Source organism: Massilia eurypsychrophila (assembly GCF_002760655.1).
Classification (GTDB): Bacteria; Pseudomonadota; Gammaproteobacteria; order Burkholderiales; family Burkholderiaceae_D; genus JAFCUW01.
The window spans coordinates 55,371-74,303 of the sequence record NZ_PDOC01000012.1 but is presented as its reverse complement, the minus strand read 5'-3'; the positions used below and the strand labels follow the sequence as shown (position 1 = coordinate 74,303).

Here is an 18,933-nt window from a genome sequence, read left to right as displayed (position 1 = left end):
GATTGTGTACACAACGAAATCAAACGATACTGGCTTCACACTTAACACTGAGGAGAAGAAGATGATCAAGCAGCGCAATCTGGGTTCAAGCGGACTGGCCGTTTCGGCACTGGGACTCGGATGCATGGGCATGAGCACTGCCTACGGCCCCGCCGACGAGGCCGAGTCGATCGCCACGATCCACCGCGCGATCGAACTGGGCGTGACCTTGTTCGACACGGCCGAGGTGTACGGTCCTTACGACAACGAACTGCTGCTGGGCCGGGCGCTGCAGGGCCGGCGACACGACGTCGTCATCGCCACCAAGTTCGGTTTCAAGCTCGATGGCGACGACCGGACCGGGCTCGACAGCCGGCCGGCGCATATTCGGGAAGCGGTGGAAGGATCGCTCAAGCGCCTGGGCACCGACTACATCGACCTGCTGTACCAGCACCGGATCGACCCGCAGGTGCCGATCGAGGAGGTGGTCGGCGCCATGGCCGACCTGGTTCAGCAAGGCAAGGTACGCTTCCTCGGTTTGTCGGAAGCTGGCGTCGGCAATATCCGCCGTGCCCACGCGGTCCATCCGATCAGCGCGCTGCAAAGCGAGTACTCGCTGTGGGAACGGAATCTGGAAGCGGACGTGTTGCCGGTGCTGCGCGAGCTCGGCATTGGACTGGTACCGTTCAGCCCGCTTGGACGCGGCTTCCTGAGCGGCACCGCGAAACGGGCCGAAGAGTATCCTGAATCGGATTTCCGCCACCTCGACCCGCGCCTGCAGGGCGCCAACTACGATGCCAATATGGCGGCAGCGTCGGTGGTGCGGGACATGGGTGTGGCGAAAGGGGTGACGCCGGCACAGATTGCGCTGGCGTGGGCGTTGCACAAGGGCGAGGATATCGTGCCGATTCCCGGCACCAAGCGCCGCGCCTATCTGGAAGAAAACGTTGTCGCCGCGGACATCTCGCTCAGCGTGGCGGACATGGCGCAGCTCGAAGGCGCCCTGTCCCACGTCGCCGGCCCGCGCTACAACGCAGCGCGGATGGCGACGGTCGACCGCTAACGGTCAGCAAGGCTGCGCCGGCGCTGATCGCCGGCGCATGCTGACCGCAAAGATCAGGCGCGCTTGCGGCGCGACGTGCCGCCAAAGTTTTCTGGCGCGACCAGAATGAGACTGGCATGACTGGCGCTTGCGCCGAGTAATAAAGCAGCGGCGGCTGCGATCTTACCAAAGGTAAATTTTTTGATAATTTCCGATCAGATATAGTTGGTTGTGCTTTCATCTAAAGCACAAACTGTTCCCGATATTGAACGTCGTTCAAAATCAACGCATTAGAATAAATTAAATGCAACAATATAATCTGATGTAAACAACGACATCTATCCAATTAGTAACTTCTTCGTAAATTTCCTATTGTCATTATTAATCCAGGATAATGCCTAATCGGATTAATGACATATAAAAACGAGGGGAAGTTTTGTATAACCAAGCTGTTCCTTTTAATTACATCTTTTCAGTCAGCAGCGCGGCCACCACGTCGCTGTGCGGCTCTCCCACTGCGGCCAGCGCAAGATCCAATGTGTGGTAATGCGGCGTCCTGCCCGGCTACCTCAGTCGGCGCCGTGCCAGCGCACACCGGACAGGGTCAGGCCTGCTGGGCGAAAAAGGCGTGGACCTGGGCCACGACTGCGCCGGTTTGGACGAAGCCTTTCTAATCGAGCATGACGCCGCAGTCGGCCAGCCCCGGTATTCGGAACGGCGCCGACGAACAGGAACACTCAGCGCACGAGGTGCCACTAGTCGATGCCGCCGCCGCGGTTGACCGAGTGCACGCGGGCGACGCCGTGTTCGTCTGCCTCCAGTTCAGTGATCTCGGTATGCGCATGCACGACGATGGGGGGACGTCGCGCTAATGCGGTCGACAGGTAATTCGACATGCTGTCGGCGAGGCCATCGCCGCGCACCGCCATGTGCACGCGCGCTGCGTGGCTGGCCAGGAACACCGCCGCCTGGCCCGCCGAGTTGCCGCCGCCGACCACGATCGCTTCGTCGCCGCGGCACAGCTTCGTTTCGAGTGGCGAGACCCGGTAGTAGACGCCTTCCACGGCGCGGCCATGCACTTCGGCGGGTTTTGTTGTTGAAACGGAATGGTCCCGTAAAGCCATTGATACTGTTATTTCGATATATATCATTTATCAAAACCGAGCCTGCTGGCGGGGCCAATATTCGAGGCGGCCGACCGCTAAGTCATCCCTGCGAAAGCGAATTCCACTTCCGGCCGGCGCCCTGAGACGATATCGGCAAGCGCGCGGCCGGAACCACAGGCCATGGTCCAGCCGAGCGTGCCGTGTCCCGTGTTGAGGTACAGGTTGGCGTAGCGCGTCTTGCCGATGTAAGGCACGTTCGACGGCGTCAGCGGCCGTAAGCCGGCCCAATAGGTGGCGCTGCCGTAGTCGCAGGCATCGGGGAACAGCGCCCGCACGCGCCGCGTGATCGCGTCGCAGCGCACCGGATCGAGCGTGCGCGAGTAGCCGTTTAACTCGCAGGTGCCGGCCACCCGGAGGCGCGATCCCAGCCGCGACATCACCAGTTTGTGGCCGTCGTCGGTGAGCGACACCGTCGGGGCCGCATCAGGATCGACGATCGGGTAGGTCGCCGAATAGCCCTTGCCGGGATAGATCATCAGCCCAATCCCCAGCGGCGCGAGCAGCGCCGCCGAAAAGCTGCCGAGCGCGATGACGAAGGCGTCGGCGCGCAGCGGCTGGTGCCTGCCTTCGCAATCGATGATCTCGACGCCGCTTACTTTGCCGCCTTCGGTCAGCAGGCGGGTGACGGTCGTGTTGTAGCGGAAGTCGATCCCCGCAGCCGCCGCCTTGCAGGCCAGTTTCGACGTGAATTTGTAGACGTCGCCCGACTCGTCGCTGAGGGTGAAGTCGCCGCCCACCAGCTGCGCGCGCAAGCCCGCCAGCGCCGGCTCGATGCGCACCAGCTCGTCTGCGCCGATCGTCCTGCGCGGACAGCCCAGGTCGCGCATCGCGGCCGCCGCATGGGCAGACTTGTCGAACTCCCGCTGATCGGTATAAAAATGCAGGATGCCGCGCGCCAGGCTGTCGTACTCGATCCCGGTCTCGGCGCGCAAGGCCTGCAGGCTGCGCCGGCTGTAGTCGGCGATGGCGACGATATTGCGAAGGTTGGCCGCCACCCGGGCCGGCCGGCATTCGCGCACGAACTGCAGGCACCAGCGCCATTGCAGCGGATCGGCGCGCAGGCGAAATAGCAGCGGCGCGTCGGCGCGGCCAAGGTCACCCAGGACCTTGAGCAAGGTGGCGGGATTGGCCCACGGTTCGGCATGCGACACCGAAATCTGGCAGCCGTTGGCGAAGCTGGTCTCCAGCGCGGGACCGGGCTGGCGTTCCAGCACCGTGACCTCGTGGCCGGCCCGCCGCAAGTACCACGCCGACGCCGTGCCGACCACGCCGGCGCCCAATACGACGACTTTCATTGCCTCATTCGGCGAACAGCCGCGCGAATTCGTGCATCGCCACCTCCATCACCGGCGCGCCATACACGCTGCTGATTGCCGCCACCATGTCAGCGCCGCGCGCGACCAGTGGCGCCGCGTTGGCCGGCGTCATCCCGCCGATCACCACGCACGGCAGCGCGATCTCGGCCCTGGCCCAGCTGACGATATCGGCCGGCGTGGTCACCGGGTACTGCTTCACTTTCGACGCGTAAAAGCCGCCGAACGCGACATAGCTCGCGCCAGTGGCGGCGGCGTCAAGCGCCAGCTGCTTGTCACCGTAGCACGATGCGCCGACGATCTTGCCGGCGCCGAGCAGCTTGCGCGCCTCGGTCACGGAGGCGTCGGTGCCGCCTACGTGCACGCCGTCCGCGTCAAGCTCCAGGCACAGGTCGATGAAGTCGTTAATGATGAACGGTACGCCGTGGCGCCGGCACAGCGCCAGCAGCTGCACGGCCTGCTCGCGCCGCAGTTCCGGGCTTGCGGTCTTCTGGCGATACTGGACCAGCGCGGCGCTTCCAGAACGCAAGGCGTGAGCGGTGGCGTCGACCAGCGCGGCGGTGTCGTCCCAGTTGGGTGTGACAAGATATAGCCCTCTCATGGAATCCTCTGAAGGGTGAAATGGGAGCGCAGCGGAATGCGTTGGCCCTCGGCGATGGCGAACGACGCTTCCAGCGCCCGATGGCAAAACCGCTGCGCCGTGTCTAGCGCGTGTTCCATCCGGTCGCCACACGCCAGCCGCGCCGCAATGGCGGAAGCGAGCGTGCAGCCGCTGCCGTGAAACGCCCCTGGCAAACGCGGCCAGGACCAAACGCGTTCGCCGTCATCGCCGAACCAGCGGTTGGCCACCAGTGCGCCTTCAGCGTGGCCCCCGGTGACGAAAACATTGGCGCAGCCACGCGCTCGCAGACTGGCGGCCTGTTCGGCCACGTTGGTGCCGTCGGCGCACAAGGCGCGCGCTTCCGGCAAATTCGGCACGACGACGGTTGCCAGCGCCAGCAGCGGATTGAGCGCATCGGTGCGCGCCAGAGCGTCGCCGGCGCCGCTGGCAAGCACCGGGTCCAGCACCACCGGCAGGTCCGGGTGGATCAGGCGAAGTTGGCCAATCAGATCCACAATCGCCTCGGCGTTGGCGCGATTGCCCGGGATGCCGAGCTTCACCGCGTGGATCGCCACCTTGTTCATCAGTGCTAGCGCCTGCCGGCGCACCACGCTGCTGTCGACTGGCAGCACGTCGTACACGCGGTCGTTGTCTTGCACGGTGAGCGCGGTGATGACCGGCAGCGCATGTGCTCCCTGCGCCGCAATGGCGAGGATGTCGGCGGCGATCCCCGCCCCGCCGCTCGGGTCCGCGCCGGCGAACACCAGCACGGTCGGCCGCGATGTCATGCGAGGCGTCCAGCCATCGGCGATGACGGCGAGCCCGCAAACCGCCTCGGGATGCGGCCTGCCAGGTAGGCCTCGCGGCCGGCCTCCACCGCCATGCGCATCGCGCGCGCCATGCGCACCGGATCGCGCGCGCCGGCGATCGCGGTGTTCATCAGCACGCCGTCGCAGCCGAGTTCCATCGCGATCGCCGCATCCGACGCCGTGCCGACGCCGGCGTCGACCAGCACCGGTACGCTGGCCTGCTCGATGATCAGCGACAGGTTCCATGGATTGAGGATGCCCATGCCGGAGCCGATCAACGACGCCAGCGGCATCACCGCGACGCAGCCGATCTGTTCGAGCAGCCTGGCCTGGATCGGATCGTCGCTGCAGTAGACCATCACGTCGAAGCCGTCCTTCACCAGCGCTTCGGCAGCGACCAAAGTTTCGGGCATGTGTGGGAACAGCGACTTCTCGTCGCCCAGCACTTCCAGCTTGACCAGCTTGTGGCCGTTCAGCAGTTCGCGCGCCATCTGCAGCGTGTAGACCGCATCCTTCGCCGTGTAGCAGCCAGCGGTATTGGGCAGTATGGTGTACTGCGATGGCGGCAGCACGTCGAGCAGGCTCGGTGCGCTGGGGTCCTGACCAATGTTGACGCGGCGGATCGCCACCGTGATGATCTCGGCGCCGGCCGCATCGGTCGCCTCGCGGGTCTGCGCCAGGTTGCGGTACTTGCCGCTGCCGACCAGCAGGCGCGATCGATAGGTCTTGCCGGCGATTGTCAGTCCTTCGTTCGATTCATTCATGTGGTCTCTTTCGTATTTCGTTAGCCGCCGCCGATGGCGTGCACCAGGTCGACTTGGTCGCCCGGCTGCAGGCCGCGCTCGCGCCATTGCTGGCGTGGGACGACGTTGCGGTTGACCGCCAGCGCCAGCGCCTGGTGCGGCAACGCCAACGCTTCCATCAGGTCGGTCAGGGTTGCTCCCGGCGCGACCTGGTGCGGCGCGCCGTTTAGAATAATCTGCGTCATTGGCTCACCTCACAGCTTCTGGTAGATTTCGGCGCCGCGCTTGACGAATTCGACCGACTTCACTTCCATCCCCTGCCTGAGGGCGGCGATGTCGGAAATGCCTTGTTTGGCGGCGTACTCGCGCACCTCCTGCGTGATCTTCATCGAGCAGAAATGCGGGCCGCACATCGAACAGAAGTGCGCCACCTTGGCCGAATCCTTCGGCAGCGTCTCATCGTGGAATTCGCGCGCCTTATCCGGATCGAGGCCGATATTGAACTGGTCGTCCCAGCGGAATTCGAAGCGCGCCTTCGACAGCGCGTTGTCGCGGATCTGCGCGCCCGGATGGCCTTTTGCCAGGTCGGCCACGTGGGCCGCGATCTTGTACGTGATGATGCCGTCCTTGACGTCGGCCTTATTTGGCAGCCCGAGGTGCTCCTTCGGCGTGACGTAGCACAGCATCGCGGTGCCGTACCAGCCGATAGTGGCGGCGCCGATGCCGGACGTGATGTGATCGTAGCCGGGAGCGATGTCGGTGGTGAGCGGCCCGAGCGTGTAGAACGGCGCCTGGCCGCACTGTTCGAGTTGCAGGTCTATGTTCTCCTTGATCATGTGCAGTGGCACGTGGCCGGGCCCTTCGATCATCACCTGCACGTCATGCTTCCAGGCGAGCTGCGTCAGCTCGCCGAGCGTCTTCAGTTCGGCCAGCTGCGCCTCGTCGTTGGCATCGTAGATCGAGCCGGGACGCAGGCCGTCGCCGAGGCTGAACGAGACGTCGTAGGACTTCATGATTTCGCAGATGTCTTCGAAGTGCGTGTACAGGAACGACTCCTGGTGGTGCGCGAGGCACCACTTGGCCATGATCGAGCCGCCGCGCGAGACGATGCCGGTCAGGCGTTTGGCCGTCATCGGCACGTAGCGCAGCAGCACGCCGGCATGGATCGTAAAGTAATCGACGCCCTGCTCGGCCTGTTCGATCAGCGTGTCGCGGTAGATCTCCCAGGTCAGGTCCTCGGCCTTGCCATTGACCTTCTCGAGCGCCTGATAGATCGGCACAGTCCCGATCGGCACCGGGCTGTTGCGGATCACCCATTCGCGCGTCTCGTGGATATGCTTGCCGGTCGAGAGGTCCATCACGTTGTCGCCGCCCCAGCGGATCGCCCAGGTCATTTTCTCGACTTCCTCGCCGATCGACGAGGTCACCGCCGAATTGCCGATGTTGGCGTTAATCTTGACGAGGAAATTGCGGCCAATGATCATCGGCTCGACTTCCGGGTGGTTGATGTTGGCCGGGATGATGGCGCGGCCGCGGGCGACTTCCTCGCGCACGAAATCGGCCGTGATCTCGGCCGGGATGCTGGCGCCAAACGACTGGCCCGGATGCTGGCGGCCCATCAGCTCGGCCAGGCGGTTGCCCATCGGGCCCGATGCCTGCAGCTCTGCCAGGTACTCCTTGCGGCGCATGTTCTCGCGGATCGCGACGAACTCCATCTCAGGCGTGACGATGCCGCGGCGCGCGTAGTGCATCTGGCTGACGTTGGCGCCGGCCTTGGCGCGGCGCGGCTTGCGGTGCAGGTTGAAGCGAAGCGCGGCAAGCGTCGGGTCGGCGAGGCGTTCGATGCCGTAGGCCGAGGTCGGCCCGGGCAGCTCGTCGGTGTCGCCGCGCTCAGCGATCCACGGCGTGCGCGGGCACGCCAGGCCGGAGCGGATGTCGATGGCGGCGTTCGGGTCGGTGTACGGGCCGGAGGTATCGTAGACGTAGATCGGCGGGTTCTTCTCGCCGCCAAAGGAATCTGACGTGTCGGCCTGGCTGATTTCGCGCATTGGCACGCGGATGTCGGGACGGCTGCCCTCGACATGGATCTTGCGCGACATGGGCAAAGGACGGATTGCGGCTTCGTCCACCACGGCGGTGGCGGAAAGGAATTTCGGGGTGATGGCGTTCATGTGGCTCCTTGCGTAGCTTCTCGATCAATTGAGCAGGAGCCAGCAAAGGAGGGTAGGGAGACGGCGCGCGGCCGGTGTCACTATGCTTCCCTTCGCTGGCATTATCCAGATCAGGTTCAGAGGGTGTTTCTCACCCGCGCATCGCGTTCGCGACTTGCAGGACCCCTAGCGTTTGCCATTGTTCGGCAGCGTTGATTCTATACGCGGTCGAAGCGCTTTGCCAACAGCTTTCGAATTTTTTTCCAAGCCGCCGCGGTTATCGGCTGATGGTCAAGCCGATTTGACAATGCGCGATCCGATCTACTCGACTGTTTTGGCGTTCGCCTCTCAGTTGCTGATGTTCGGCAATTTCCTTCGGCGCGCATCGCCCGTTCAACGGTTTCAACGGCTGAGCAGCCCGAAAGCGGTAAAATGCCGGCATAGACCCGGGCCGCCAGCGCCATACCGATAAAGAAGAAATGAGCACAGTTCCTACCGAAATCAACGCAGCCGCCATCAAGAACGGCGCGGGCGAAAAGCACACGCCCATGATGCAGCAGTATCTGCGCCTGAAGGCCGACTACCCGACCATGCTGCTGTTCTACCGCATGGGCGACTTCTACGAGCTGTTTCACGAGGATGCCGAAAAGGCGTCCCGCATCCTCGGCATCACGCTGACCGCGCGCGGCGCCTCGAACGGCAATCCGATCAAGATGTGCGGCATCCCGTTCCATTCGCTTGATCCCTACCTGGCCAAGCTGGTCAAGCTGGGCGAGTCGTGCGCCATCTGCGAGCAGATCGGCGACCCGGCCACCAGCAAGGGCCCGGTCGAGCGCAAGGTCATGCGCGTCGTCACGCCAGGCACGCTGACGGACGCCGACCTGCTGCCGGAAAAAGCGGAACGCCCGCTGCTGGCAGTGTGCATGATCAGCCAGCGCAAGATCGTCACCACCGGCCTGGCCTGGCTGTCGCTCGCTTCGGGCGCACTCAAACTGATGGAGTTCTCGGGCGACAGCCGCACCGTCGGCGTGCGCCTGCAGCAGGAACTCGAACGCATCGCGCCGGCCGAAATTTTGCGCGGCGACGGCGCCGACCTCGGTGACCTGTTCGCCGACAAGGAGATGGCGCACACGCAGCGAGTGCCGGACTGGCACTTCGATGTCGTCGGCGGCCACAAGGCGCTGCTCGACCAGCTGGCCGTGGCCACCCTCACCGGCTTCGGCGCCGATGGCCTGGGCGCCGCGTTCGGCGCGGCCGGCGCGCTGCTGCGCTACGCCCAGTCGACCCAGGGACGCGGCCTGCAGCACGTGCGCAGCCTGTCGACCGAATCGGAAAACGAATTCATCGGGCTCGACGCGGCGACCCGCCGCAACCTCGAGCTGACCGAAACCATCCGCGGCCAGGAGTCGCCGACGCTGTTCTCGCTGCTCGACCACTGCCGCACGGCGATGGGCTCGCGCATGCTGCGCCACTGGCTCCATCACGCGCGGCGCGACCAGGTCGTCGCGCGCGCGCGGCACGCGGCCATCGGCGCGCTGGCCGCCAGCGACACCAGCGGCGCCCTGGCCGCCACGCTTGGCCAGGTGCCCGACATTGAACGCATCACCACGCGCATCGCGCTGCTGTCGGCGCGCCCGCGCGACCTGGCTAGCATGCGCGATGGCCTGCAGCAGCTGCCGGCGCTGCGCCGCAGCGTGCAGCACTGCTTCATCGCCGGCGAAGCGAGCCTGCTGGCAGCGGTGCACGACGCGCTGGCCACGCCCGACGCCTGCCTCGACCTGCTCACGCGCGCCGTGGCGCCGGAGCCGGCGGCGATGGTGCGCGACGGCGGGGTGTTCGCGCGCGGCTTCGACGCCGAACTGGACGAACTGCGCGGCCTGTCGGAAAACGCCGGCCAGTTCCTGGTCGACCTCGAAACGCGCGAGCGCGCCCGCACCGGCATCGCCAACCTGCGCGTCGAATACAACAAGGTGCATGGCTTCTACATCGAAGTCACGCACGGCCAGACCGACAAGGTGCCGGACGACTACCGCCGCCGCCAGACGCTGAAGAACGCCGAGCGCTACATCACGCCGGAGCTGAAGGTGTTCGAGGACAAGGCGCTGTCGGCGCAGGACAAGGCGCTGGTGCGCGAGAAGCTGCTCTACGAGCAGCTGCTGGCCGACCTGGCGCCGCACATCGCGTCCTTGCAGACGATCGCGCATGGCCTGGCGCAGCTCGACACCCTGACCGCCTTGACCACCCACGCGCTGCAGCACAACTGGTCGGCGCCGCAGCTGGTGGCCGAGCCGTGCCTGGATATCCGCGAAGGCCGCCATCCGGTAGTGGAGAACCAGATCGAACGCTTCATCGCCAACGATTGCTGCTTCTCGGACGAGCGCCGGCTGCTGCTGATCACCGGCCCGAACATGGGCGGTAAATCGACCTTCATGCGCCAGGTCGCGCTGATCACGCTGCTGGCCTACATCGGCAGCTACGTGCCGGCCGCCAGCGCCACGATCGGCCCGGTCGACCGCATCTTCACCCGCATCGGCGCCACCGACGACCTGGCCGGCGGGCGCTCGACCTTCATGGTCGAGATGACCGAGTCGGCGGCGATCCTGAACGGCGCCACCGAGCATTCGCTGGTGCTGATGGACGAAGTCGGGCGCGGCACGTCGACCTTCGACGGCCTGGCGCTGGCGTGGGCGATCGCGCGCCACCTGATCGACGCCTCGCGCAGCTTCACGCTGTTCGCCACCCACTACTTCGAACTGACCCAGCTGCCCGAGAGCCACCCGAGCGCGGCCAACGTGCACCTGTCGGCGGTCGAGCACAAGGACAGCATCGTGTTCCTGCACGCGGTGCAGCCAGGCCCCGCCTCGCAAAGCTACGGCCTGCAGGTGGCGCAGCTGGCCGGCGTGCCGCAGGGTGTGATCAAGGCGGCGCGCAAGCATCTGGCGCGGCTCGAGTCGCAGGCGCTGGCGACGACGCCGCAGCTGGACCTGTTCGCACTGCCCTGCGTCGAGCCGGCGGCAGAGGACGACACCGCCGGCGACGGCGCGCCGGCCGGCAGCGCGCTGCTGGCGGCGCTGGCGGCGATCGACCCTGACGCGTTGACGCCGCGCCAAGCGCTCGACCAGCTGTACCAGCTCAAGCGCTTGTCCGCGTGATGGCTTGCTACCTACAGTTCGCCGCTGCCGTGGCGGCCCTGGCGGTGCACGGCGCCTTGCTGGCCGAGCCGAAGAATCCGGACCGCCACCAGTTCGGCGTCATCGGCCACAGCTTCCACAACGGCGGCGACGAGGCAAAGCTGAAGCGCGCGATTGCCGACGAAAGTGAGTCGGCGCTGGCGTTCGTCGTCGTCACCGGCATCAAGGGCGAGAAGGAGCCGTGCAGCGACAAACTGTACGAGCGGCGGCGCGAGATGTTCGACGACGCCAGGCGGCCGATGATCGTCGTGCCCGGCGCGAGCGACTGGAGCGAATGCAAGAACAGCACCGGCCGCTCGGCCGCGATCGAACGCCTGAACCGCCTGCGCGAGCTGTTCTTCAGCGAGCCGACCTCGCTCGGCGCGCGCAAGCTGCCGGTGACGCGTTTGTCGGCCAGCGCCAAGTTCCGCAGCTATGCCGAAAACGCCCACTGGGAAGTGGGCGACGTGCTGTACGCCACCGTCAATCTGCCGGCCAACAACAACCATTTTCGTCCGGAGGCCGGCCGCAACAGCGAGTACGAGGACCGGCTGGTGGCCAACCGTTTCTGGCTGAACCGGCTGTTCGCCATGGCCAGGCGCGAGAAGCGCGAAGCGATCGTGCTGTTTTCGGAGGGCGACGTGAAGGCGCTGGAGCAGCCGCGCGGTTTGCGCGCCCTGCTCGGGCGCGCCTCGACACGGCGCGACGGCTTCGACGAGCCGCGCCGCCAGATCGCCACGCTGGCGCAGAAATTCAACGGCAAGGTGCTGCTGATCGATTCGGCAGCCAACAGCGACACCACGCCGGACATCGAATGGCGCGGCAACCTGGGCCATCTGAGCCTGGGATCGGGTGCGGTGGAAGTGAAAGTGACGCCTGGGGCGGGGTCACCGTTTACGCTGAAGAATGCAGCGGACGAAAAGTAGCTTTCCGGCGAATGCCAGCAGCCGCACCGGGGTCTGACGGGGACGCCGTCAGACCCCAGGAAAATCAATGCACCGGGTGCGTACGGAACTCGTCGCCGGCATCGCCTTCGTCGTCATCGCCATGATGATGGCCATGCGCACCATGCACGTGCTCGTGCGTGATCTCTTCTTCCGTTGCGGCGCGCACGTCGATGACGGACAGTTCGAAGCGCAGCGCCATGCCGGCCAGCGGGTGGTTGCCGTCGAGGACGACCTTGTCGTCGGCGATGTCGGTGACGGTGAAGATCATCGCATCGTCGCCGGCGTCGGCCGAATCGGGCATGCCTTCGAACTGCATGCCCACTTCGAGCGGCTCAGGCAGGCGATTGCGCGGCTCGACCTTGACGAGCGCAGGATCGTAGTCGCCAAAGGCGTCGTCCGGCTCGATCTGGAGGGTCGACGCATAGCCGACTTCCTTGCCATCGAGCTCTTCTTCAATCTTCGGCAGCGTGTTTTCGTATCCGCCGTGCAGGTAGACCATGGGCTGACTGCCGTCTTCGATCAGGTTGTTCTGGGCGTCCGACAGCTTGTAGTTGACCGTGACTACTGTGTTCTTGGCAATCTTCATAGTGCTATCCTTTCATTGTTTTAGCAGGCAGATTATACCTCCGACCACGTCGCCACCCCATACAAGCATGGTTATAATGACGCATGAAAAAAATACCCCTGCTCGGCGACATCACGCCCGCCCAGTTTTTACGTGATTACTGGCACAAGAAACCCCTGCTGATCCGCCAGGCCATCCCCGGTTTCAAGCCGGTGTTGCCATTCGACGCGCTGGCCAAGATGGCCACCGAGAACTTTATCGAGTCGCGCCTGATCACCCACTTCGACGGCGAGTGGGATATGCAGCACGGGCCGCTGGCCGAGTTGCCTGAGCGCTCGCGCAAGCAATGGACGATGCTCGTGCAAGGCGCCAACCTGTACGACGCCCGCGCCGACGCGCTGCTGCGCCAGTTCCGCTTCATTCCCGATGCGCGCCTCGACGACCTGATGATCAGCTTCGCCACCGACGGCGGCGGGGTCGGCCCGCATTTCGATTCGTACGACGTGTTCCTGCTGCAGGCGCAAGGCAAGCGGCGCTGGCGCATCGGCGCGCAGAAAGACCTGTCGCTGGTCGAGGGCATGCCGCTGAAGATCCTGAAAAACTTCAAGGCACAGGAAGAATTCGTGCTCGAACCGGGCGACATGCTGTACCTGCCGCCGCACTACGCCCACGACGGCATCGCTGAAGGCGAATGCATGACCTACTCGATCGGCTTCCGCTCGCCGTCCTACCAGGAACTGGGCGAAGCGTTCCTGCAGTTCATGGCCGATTCGATCGACCTGCCGGGCCGCTACGCCGACCCGGAACTGGAAACGTCGAACAAGCCGGCAGAAATTCCGCGCCACATGCTCGCCACCATCACCGAGGAAATCAACAAGGTGCGCTTCACCGAGGAGGACGTCACCATCTTCCTGGGCGAACACTTGTCCGAGCCGAAGCACAATGTGTTCTTCAAGGGGCCAAGCAAGCCGCTGACGATGGGCCGCTTCATGGAGGCGCTGGCCAAGCGCGGCGTGGTGCTGTCGCTGAAAACGCAGATGCTGTACCGCGGCAAGCACGTGTTCATCAACGGCGAATCGTTTGCCGTCGGCCGCGCCGACAAGCTGTTGCTCGATACGCTGGCCAACAGCCGCACGCTGGCCGGCAGCGTGCTGGCCAGCGCCTCGGACGACGTCATCGAAGCGCTGTACACCTGGTACCAGGACGGCTGGGTCGAACTGGCCTGAAGGAATCGCTGACATGGAACAGTCCGTTGCCCACCGCTTCAGCACGCACCTCGAGTTCGGCGCCCGCTTTCGCGAATGCATCGCGCGCTCGCAGGCGACGCTGCAGCTGTTCGACCCGGATTTCCGCGTCTTTCCGCTCGGGCTGGCCGACGTCGATGCGGCGCTGCGCCATTTCCTCACCGGCGGCGGGTCGATCCAGCTGGCGATGCACCGCAGCGAGCACATCGAGCGCTCCTACCCGCGCTTCGTGCGACTGCTGCGCGACTTCAACCACCAGATCGAATGCCGCGCCACCGGCAGCGGCTTGCGCCATCTGACCGATTCATTCTGCATCGGCGACGGCGTGCACATCGTGCGCCGCTTCCACAGCGATCACATGCGCGGTGAAGCGGCGTTCGACACGCCGGCCGCCACCGAGATCAGCGCAGAACGCTTTAGTGGCATCTGGCTCGAAGCGCGCCCTTGCCTGAGCCCTACCACAACAGGCCTGTAGTGTTTCCATAGCGATCGCCGAATTATATTTGGGGAAGATGTTGAAAACTGATCAATTGATCATATATACATGTCTTGTTACAATATGGAGGTTTGTCGTGAGCGAAAAACTTCCATAAAAGCATCTTTCGCCTATTGCGAAGCACCAAATTTCGCTATAATATCGGGTTAGGAAGTTTCCGTTGTCTGTCAAGCACCATTACAGGTATGAAAGCTAACGAGAATTCCCTAAAGAGCGATAATTACCGGTAATTATTCATCGCAATACCGTTGTCTACTTTTGAATTATTAAGGAAAACCCATGAAAAAATCTTTGCTGATCATCTCCCTGATGGCTGTTGCTTTAGCTGCTTGCAGCAAAAAAGAAGAGCCAGCAGTTGTTGCTCCAGCTCCAGTCGTTGAAGTCGCTCCAGCTGCTCCTGTCGCTGCTCCTGCAACCGACGCTTCGGCTGCCGCTTCGGTAGCTGCATCGGCTGCTGCTGACGCTGCTGTTGCTGCTTCGACCGCTGTCGACGCTGCTTCGACCGCTGCTTCGGCTGCGTCGGCTGCTGCATCGGCTGCAAACAAGTAATTCGTTTCATGGAAGAACCGGCCTACGGGCCGGTTTTTTTACGCCTGATGCTTTTGCGAATGTCATTAAAAGCTGGTGTCAGGTCTGACATAAAGACATTCACGCGTGAATGTCTTAATGTCAGACCTGACACCAGAACGACGATTCGGTGCGTAAAAAAACCGGCCAGTGGCCGGTTTTTTTGTGGGCTTGCGCTCCGGGTTACTTCAGCTCGTCGCCCAGCAGCTTCAGGATCTTGCTGCCGGCGCCAGTCGTTTCGGGCTTGCCGTCGTTGGTCTGCACCATCACCTGGCTGGCCGCGCCGCTCGCGTCGGCCTTGACCGTGATGCGATAGCGCTGCGCTTCCTTCTCTTTGTCGGCGGCGCTGCCGAACGTCAGCAGGCGCTTCAGGAAGCCGGTGCTGCCGGCCGCGTCCGGATCGACGTAACGGACGAAATAGACGCCATTGACGCGGTCGCGGTCTTCGACGGTGAAGCCGACCCGGTCGAGCGCCAGGCCGACACGGCGCCAGGCGCGGTCGAACCCTTCATCGACTTCGACGTAGCTGCCGGCGCCGCTGCCGACCAGCTTGGCGTGCTGCGGCTGCGCCGGCGCGTTGGCGACAACCGTCTCGGTCGTCTTCACATCGGTGGCGCCCGTCATGCGCGCCATCAGCTTGGCCAGCATGGCCGATTCCAGCCCCGGGTCGTTCGGCCGCACGGTCCAGGCGGTGATTTCCTTCTGCGGGCCGGTCAGCACTTCCTCGGCGCCGCGGTGGCTGATGTAGATCTCGGTGCCGCCGTCCGCGGCGCGCTCGAGGCGGGTGCGGAACTTGTCGCGCTCGCCTGTCGAGTAGGCCGAATCGATCACGCGGCCGAGCGTGCGGCGCAGGATGTCTTGCGGGATCTTCGAGCGGTTTTCCGCCCAGTCCGTTTCCATCACGCCAGTTGCCTGCGACTCGGTGGCGACGGTGAAGCCGGCGTCATTCCAGAATTGCTTGAGCTGCGGCCACACCTGCTCCGGGGACTGCTTGACCACCAGCCACTTCTGATTGCCGTTGCGCTCGACACGAACCGCCGCGTTGCCGGCCACGCCGATGGCGCTGCCAGCGGTGGCCACCGGCACGCCGACGCTGCCGGCGGTGCCCGCGGTTTGCTGCTGGTAGCCCGAGGCGGTGGCGATGCCGCGGCCGTCAGGCACGGCGTAGCGGTTGTCTTTCTGCAGCTGCGTCAGGTCCGGCGGCACGTCCAGCGCCGCGGCCTTCTTGGCGGCGCGGTAGTCGAGCTTGTCGGACTCCATCACCGAGCCGATCATGCCGCAGCCGCTAAGGCTGACCATAAGCGCGGAAAGAATGAAGCCGCGGGTGGCGGCAGGGGTAAATGTCTTGCGAATAGTCATGTCGTAACTGGGTAAAAGCTGCGAGCAGCTGGTGTCAGAAATAAATCCCGAACCTTGCGGTTCAGGCCTGTGGGAGGACACCCGCTTCGCGCAGGGCGGCGCGGACGGTGTCGTGGAATTCGCTTGCTAACGGCGCCAGCGGCAGGCGCAGGCCGGCCGGCATCAGGCCCATCTCCGCCATTGCCCATTTGACCGGCACCGGATTGGGCTCGACGAACAACTTGGCATGCAGCGGAATGACGCGGTTGTTGATCTCGATGGCGCGCGCGATGTCGCCGCTCATGGCGGCGGCGCACAGCTCATGCATGGCGCGCGGCGCCACGTTGGCGGTCACCGAAATGTTGCCGGCGCCGCCCAGCAGCATCAGCGCGATCGCGGTCGGGTCGTCGCCGGAATACAGGGCGAACGACTTCGGCGCCAGGCGCAGCAGTTCGGCGGCGCGGCCGATGTTGCCCGTCGCGTCTTTCAGGCCGACGATGTTCGGGATCGCGGCCAGGCGCAGCACCGTCTCGTTCGACATGTCGGCCACCGTGCGGCCCGGCACGTTGTAGAGGATCACCGGCAGGTCGACCGCTTCGGCGATCGCCTTGAAATGGCGGTACATGCCTTCCTGGCTTGGTCGGTTGTAATACGGCACCACCTGCAAGGTGGCGTCGGCGCCGACATCCTTGGCGTGACGCGTCAGCTTGATCGCTTCGTCGGTCGAATTGCCGCCGGTCCCGGCGATGATCGGAATGCGGCCTTTCGCGTGCTCGACGGCCAGCTTGACCAGCTCGCCATGCTCTTCGACGCTGACGGTGGCGGATTCGCCCGTGGTACCGACGATCACGATGCCATCGGTGCCTTCGGCGATGTGCCAGTCGATCAGCTTGCGCAAACCTGGAAAGTCCAGGCTGCCGTTTTCGTGCATCGGGGTGACGATTGCTACTATGCTGCCCTTGATCATAATTTCGCGGCTGTGATAGTCAATAAAACCTGATTGTAGCGGATAGGCCGCCCGAATGGTTCATTCTCGGCCAGAAACGCCATCCAGAACGGCGTTCCGGGCCGGAAAATCGGCGCCGCCGGCGCACAGGCGCTGCAGCATGGCCGGCTTCGGCGCGGCCGAGAAACCATCCTCGAAAGCGAGCACGGCCAGACCGTGCGCCTGGGCGAAGCGCAGCAGTTCGCCGCGCGCCAGCAGGAAGGCGGGATTGGACGGCTTGCCGAATGCCTCGTTGCCGATGACGAAGGTTTCGTACAGCAGCACGCCGTCCGGGCGCAGGCTCGCCGCAATCTGCGCCAGCAGCGATCGGTGCAGGTAATTGGTGACGACGATGCCGGCGAAGCGGCCGGCATCGAACGGCCAGGCGGCGCCGTCGGCTTCGAGGTCGTACTGCATCGTCGTGATGCCGGGGCCGGCGGCCAGCGCCAGCGCGGCGGCGTCGCGGTCGAGCGCGGTGACCGGGTGGCCGAGCGCGGCCAGGTGGCGCGCGTGGCGTCCGCTGCCGCACGCCAGGTCGAGCACTTCGCCGGGCGGAATGATCGTCGCGAAACGCGCGACCCAGTTTGACACTTGCGTTTGCGCGTGGGATGCCATCACGAGTACGCCAAGCCCATCGCCTCGCGCACGTCGCGCATGGTTTCCTGCGCCAGCTTGCGGGCAGTGTCGCAGCCGTCGGCGACGATCGCGCGCACCAGGGTCGGGTCGTCCAGGTATTGCTGGGCGCGCTCGTGCATCGGCTCCTGCTCGCGCACGATGGCGTCGATCACCGGCTGCTTGCAGTCGAGGCAGCCAATGCCGGCGCTGGTGCAGCCCTTCACCACCCACTCCTTGGTGGCCGGGTCGGAATAGACTTGGTGCAGCTGCCAGACCGGGCACTTTTCCGGCGTGCCGGGGTCGGTGCGGCGCACGCGCGCCGGGTCGGTCGGCATGGTGCGCACCTTCCTGGTGACGGACGCCTTGTCTTCGCGCAGCGCAATCGAGTTGCCGTAGCTCTTGGACATCTTGCGCCCGTCGAGCCCTGGCAGGCGCGACGCCGCCGTCAGCTTCGCCTGCGGCTCGACGAGGATCAGCTTGCGGCTGCCCTCGAGGTAGCCGAACAGGCGTTCGCGGTCGATCATCGAAATGTTCTGGGCGTCGTCGAGCATCGCGCGCGCCTGGTCCAGCGCGGCGTCCTTGCCTTCCTGCTGGTATTCGGTGCGCAGTTCGAGGTACAGCTTGGCGCGCTTGCTGCCGAGCTTTTTCACCGCCTCCATCGCTTTTTCCTCGAAGCCTTTTTCCTTGCCGTACAGATGATTGAAGCGGCGCGCGATCTCACGCATCATTTCGATGTGCGGCACCTGGTCTTCGCCGACCGGCACCTGGCTGGCGCGGTAGATCAGCACGTCGGCCGCCTGCAGCAGCGGGTAGCCGAGAAAGCCGTAGGTGGCCAGATCCTTGCTCGTCAGGTTGTCGATCTGGTCCTTGTAGGTCGGCACCCGCTCGAGCCAGCCAAGCGGCGTGGCCATCGACAGCAGCAAGTGCAGCTCGGCATGTTCGGGCACCTTCGACTGGATGAACAGCGTTGCCTGGGACGGATCGATGCCGGCGGCGAGCCAGTCGATCAGCATTTCCCATACGCTCTTTTCTATGATGGCCGGATCGTCGTAGTGGGTCGTCAAAGCATGCCAGTCGGCCACGAAGAACAGGCACGGCTGCGACGACTGCATCCTGACCCAGTTCTTCAGGGCGCCATGGTAGTGACCGAGGTGCATCGAGCCGGTTGGCCGCATACCGGAAACGACACGTTCGGGATACATG

18 protein-coding genes and 1 riboswitch are annotated in these 18,933 nt (G+C 64.5%); of the genes, 6 read left to right on the top strand and 12 right to left on the bottom strand.

What is annotated here, in order from left to right; genetic code table 11:
- Nucleotides 1-61: 61 nt before the first annotated feature.
- Nucleotides 62-1,042 (top strand): aldo/keto reductase, encoded by a 981-nt coding sequence (locus CR105_RS17985; RefSeq protein ID WP_099790690.1) that lies wholly within the window; start codon nt 62-64, stop codon nt 1,040-1,042.
- A gap of 734 nt (nt 1,043-1,776) precedes the next feature.
- On the opposite strand, the gene CR105_RS17980 is transcribed toward CR105_RS17985, so the two are convergent.
- The 7 genes from CR105_RS17980 to thiC form a co-directional block, all read right to left on the bottom strand.
- Nucleotides 1,777-2,145: an NAD-binding protein gene (locus CR105_RS17980; protein WP_180288231.1), complete on the bottom strand. Its 369-nt coding sequence runs from the start codon at nt 2,143-2,145 to the stop codon at nt 1,777-1,779.
- A gap of 77 nt (nt 2,146-2,222) precedes the next feature.
- Nucleotides 2,223-3,482 carry a D-amino acid dehydrogenase gene (locus CR105_RS17975; protein ID WP_099790686.1) on the bottom strand — a complete coding sequence of 420 codons (1,260 nt, stop codon included), beginning with the start codon at nt 3,480-3,482 and terminating at the stop codon, nt 2,223-2,225.
- A gap of 4 nt (nt 3,483-3,486) precedes the next feature.
- Nucleotides 3,487-4,101: a thiamine phosphate synthase gene (thiE, locus tag CR105_RS17970; RefSeq protein ID WP_099790684.1), complete on the bottom strand. Its 615-nt coding sequence runs from the start codon at nt 4,099-4,101 to the stop codon at nt 3,487-3,489.
- Complete coding sequence (gene thiD / locus CR105_RS17965; RefSeq protein WP_099790682.1) at nt 4,098-4,889, bottom strand: bifunctional hydroxymethylpyrimidine kinase/phosphomethylpyrimidine kinase; 792 nt, start codon at nt 4,887-4,889, stop codon at nt 4,098-4,100. Before thiD ends, thiE begins: the two co-directional genes overlap by 4 nt.
- Nucleotides 4,886-5,674, bottom strand: coding sequence for a thiazole synthase (locus CR105_RS17960; RefSeq protein WP_099790681.1), 789 nt, complete (start codon nt 5,672-5,674; stop codon nt 4,886-4,888). The genes thiD and CR105_RS17960 overlap by 4 nt, the downstream gene beginning before the upstream one ends.
- A gap of 20 nt (nt 5,675-5,694) precedes the next feature.
- On the bottom strand, nt 5,695-5,898 hold the full coding sequence (gene thiS / locus CR105_RS17955) for a sulfur carrier protein ThiS (RefSeq protein WP_099790679.1): 204 nt from the start codon (nt 5,896-5,898) through the stop codon (nt 5,695-5,697).
- A gap of 9 nt (nt 5,899-5,907) precedes the next feature.
- On the bottom strand, nt 5,908-7,824 hold the full coding sequence (gene thiC, locus CR105_RS17950; protein ID WP_099790677.1) for a phosphomethylpyrimidine synthase ThiC: 1,917 nt from the start codon (nt 7,822-7,824) through the stop codon (nt 5,908-5,910).
- 70 nt (nt 7,825-7,894) lie between these two features.
- Nucleotides 7,895-8,001: riboswitch (TPP riboswitch) on the bottom strand.
- Between the two features lie 281 nt (nt 8,002-8,282).
- On the opposite strand from thiC, the gene mutS reads away from it, so the two are divergent.
- Complete coding sequence (gene mutS / locus CR105_RS17945) at nt 8,283-10,955, top strand: DNA mismatch repair protein MutS (protein WP_099790675.1); 2,673 nt, start codon at nt 8,283-8,285, stop codon at nt 10,953-10,955.
- Nucleotides 10,955-11,899, top strand: a complete 945-nt coding sequence (locus CR105_RS17940; protein WP_099790673.1) for a hypothetical protein — start codon at nt 10,955-10,957, stop codon at nt 11,897-11,899. Before mutS ends, CR105_RS17940 begins: the two co-directional genes overlap by 1 nt.
- A gap of 64 nt (nt 11,900-11,963) precedes the next feature.
- On the opposite strand, the gene CR105_RS17935 is transcribed toward CR105_RS17940, so the two are convergent.
- On the bottom strand, nt 11,964-12,506 hold the full coding sequence (locus tag CR105_RS17935; RefSeq protein ID WP_099790671.1) for an FKBP-type peptidyl-prolyl cis-trans isomerase: 543 nt from the start codon (nt 12,504-12,506) through the stop codon (nt 11,964-11,966).
- Between the two features lie 83 nt (nt 12,507-12,589).
- On the opposite strand from CR105_RS17935, the gene CR105_RS17930 reads away from it, so the two are divergent.
- The 3 genes from CR105_RS17930 to CR105_RS17920 all read left to right on the top strand — a co-directional run bounded on the left by CR105_RS17930 (nt 12,590) and on the right by CR105_RS17920 (nt 14,774).
- Entirely contained in the window at nt 12,590-13,711 is a 1,122-nt protein-coding gene (locus CR105_RS17930; protein ID WP_099790669.1) for a cupin domain-containing protein, read from the top strand.
- Between the two features lie 13 nt (nt 13,712-13,724).
- A complete protein-coding gene (locus CR105_RS17925) occupies nt 13,725-14,204 on the top strand; it encodes a DUF7931 domain-containing protein (protein ID WP_099790667.1) in 480 nt (159 codons plus the stop codon).
- Between the two features lie 300 nt (nt 14,205-14,504).
- Nucleotides 14,505-14,774, top strand: coding sequence for a hypothetical protein (locus tag CR105_RS17920; protein WP_099790665.1), 270 nt, complete (start codon nt 14,505-14,507; stop codon nt 14,772-14,774).
- A 201-nt stretch (nt 14,775-14,975) separates the two neighbouring features.
- Here the strand turns inward: CR105_RS17920 and bamC are convergent, their stop codons facing one another.
- The 4 genes from bamC to CR105_RS17900 all read right to left on the bottom strand — a co-directional run bounded on the left by bamC (nt 14,976) and on the right by CR105_RS17900 (nt 18,932).
- Nucleotides 14,976-16,151 carry an NlpB/DapX family lipoprotein gene (gene bamC, locus CR105_RS17915; RefSeq protein WP_099790663.1) on the bottom strand — a complete coding sequence of 392 codons (1,176 nt, stop codon included), beginning with the start codon at nt 16,149-16,151 and terminating at the stop codon, nt 14,976-14,978.
- A gap of 61 nt (nt 16,152-16,212) precedes the next feature.
- Nucleotides 16,213-17,097 carry a 4-hydroxy-tetrahydrodipicolinate synthase gene (gene dapA, locus CR105_RS17910; RefSeq protein WP_099790661.1) on the bottom strand — a complete coding sequence of 295 codons (885 nt, stop codon included), beginning with the start codon at nt 17,095-17,097 and terminating at the stop codon, nt 16,213-16,215.
- A 60-nt stretch (nt 17,098-17,157) separates the two neighbouring features.
- Nucleotides 17,158-17,730 carry a class I SAM-dependent methyltransferase gene (locus CR105_RS17905; protein ID WP_099790659.1) on the bottom strand — a complete coding sequence of 191 codons (573 nt, stop codon included), beginning with the start codon at nt 17,728-17,730 and terminating at the stop codon, nt 17,158-17,160.
- Complete coding sequence (locus tag CR105_RS17900; protein WP_099790657.1) at nt 17,730-18,932, bottom strand: tryptophan--tRNA ligase; 1,203 nt, start codon at nt 18,930-18,932, stop codon at nt 17,730-17,732. The genes CR105_RS17905 and CR105_RS17900 overlap by 1 nt, the downstream gene beginning before the upstream one ends.
- Between the last annotated feature and the right edge of the window lies 1 nt (nt 18,933).

Coding starts and splice junctions, on each gene's coding strand:
- CR105_RS17985 (WP_099790690.1), top strand. CDS start 62: ATGATCAAGCAGCGCAATCTGGGTTCAAGCGGACTGGCCGTTTCGGCA.
- CR105_RS17980 (WP_180288231.1), bottom strand. CDS start 2,145: ATGGCTTTACGGGACCATTCCGTTTCAACAACAAAACCCGCCGAAGTG.
- CR105_RS17975 (WP_099790686.1), bottom strand. CDS start 3,482: ATGAAAGTCGTCGTATTGGGCGCCGGCGTGGTCGGCACGGCGTCGGCG.
- thiE (WP_099790684.1), bottom strand. CDS start 4,101: ATGAGAGGGCTATATCTTGTCACACCCAACTGGGACGACACCGCCGCG.
- thiD (WP_099790682.1), bottom strand. CDS start 4,889: ATGACATCGCGGCCGACCGTGCTGGTGTTCGCCGGCGCGGACCCGAGC.
- CR105_RS17960 (WP_099790681.1), bottom strand. CDS start 5,674: ATGAATGAATCGAACGAAGGACTGACAATCGCCGGCAAGACCTATCGA.
- thiS (WP_099790679.1), bottom strand. CDS start 5,898: ATGACGCAGATTATTCTAAACGGCGCGCCGCACCAGGTCGCGCCGGGA.
- thiC (WP_099790677.1), bottom strand. CDS start 7,824: ATGAACGCCATCACCCCGAAATTCCTTTCCGCCACCGCCGTGGTGGAC.
- mutS (WP_099790675.1), top strand. CDS start 8,283: ATGAGCACAGTTCCTACCGAAATCAACGCAGCCGCCATCAAGAACGGC.
- CR105_RS17940 (WP_099790673.1), top strand. CDS start 10,955: ATGGCTTGCTACCTACAGTTCGCCGCTGCCGTGGCGGCCCTGGCGGTG.
- CR105_RS17935 (WP_099790671.1), bottom strand. CDS start 12,506: ATGAAGATTGCCAAGAACACAGTAGTCACGGTCAACTACAAGCTGTCG.
- CR105_RS17930 (WP_099790669.1), top strand. CDS start 12,590: ATGAAAAAAATACCCCTGCTCGGCGACATCACGCCCGCCCAGTTTTTA.
- CR105_RS17925 (WP_099790667.1), top strand. CDS start 13,725: ATGGAACAGTCCGTTGCCCACCGCTTCAGCACGCACCTCGAGTTCGGC.
- CR105_RS17920 (WP_099790665.1), top strand. CDS start 14,505: ATGAAAAAATCTTTGCTGATCATCTCCCTGATGGCTGTTGCTTTAGCT.
- bamC (WP_099790663.1), bottom strand. CDS start 16,151: ATGACTATTCGCAAGACATTTACCCCTGCCGCCACCCGCGGCTTCATT.
- dapA (WP_099790661.1), bottom strand. CDS start 17,097: ATGATCAAGGGCAGCATAGTAGCAATCGTCACCCCGATGCACGAAAAC.
- CR105_RS17905 (WP_099790659.1), bottom strand. CDS start 17,730: ATGGCATCCCACGCGCAAACGCAAGTGTCAAACTGGGTCGCGCGTTTC.
- CR105_RS17900 (WP_099790657.1), bottom strand. CDS start 18,932: ATGTATCCCGAACGTGTCGTTTCCGGTATGCGGCCAACCGGCTCGATG.